This is a genomic window from Paraburkholderia sp. SIMBA_030 (genome assembly GCF_046535245.1).
Classification (GTDB): domain Bacteria; phylum Pseudomonadota; class Gammaproteobacteria; order Burkholderiales; family Burkholderiaceae; genus Paraburkholderia.
The window spans coordinates 1-373 of record NZ_JAWRXB010000145.1; the positions used below are offsets into that span (position 1 = coordinate 1).

Sequence of the window (373 nt, forward strand, 5' to 3'; positions counted from 1 at the left end):
CTGACGACTTCGCTCGAGATGGCGGCCGCGTCGATTACGCTATGTATGCTCGACGACGAAATGACACGCCACTGGGACAGCCCGGTCCATACGCCGTCGTTGCGTTGGGGGATGTAGGGCGCGCTGAGTGCGAGAATGGTTTCGGTGCGGGCTTTCCTTCTCAACGTAGGTACCTCAAGCCGCCGGTCTGCGCAGAAACTCGCCGAGAAAGTCGACAAAGGCCCTGAGCCTGACCGAGAGCTGATTGCGCTCCAGATAGATCGCGTGAATATTGGCGTCCGGTAACGCCCAGTCGTCCAGCAGCGTCACGAGTTCGCCGCGCGCCAGATGCCGTTCCACTTCCCACTGCGAACGCACGACAATCCCGCGGCCT

The 373-nt window shown here is 61.4% G+C and carries 1 protein-coding gene and 1 pseudogene; one reads left to right on the top strand and one right to left on the bottom strand.

The genetic code is table 11. The annotated features are described in order from the left end of the window. Nucleotides 1-117, top strand: a pseudogene (locus SB772_RS39385) (dihydroxyacetone kinase subunit DhaK); the annotation flags it as partial. A gap of 57 nt (nucleotides 118-174) precedes the next feature. On the opposite strand, the gene SB772_RS39390 reads toward SB772_RS39385, so the two are convergent. Next, a partial coding sequence (locus tag SB772_RS39390) for a LysR substrate-binding domain-containing protein (RefSeq protein WP_410838437.1) occupies nucleotides 175-373 on the bottom strand: 199 nt, incomplete at its 5' end.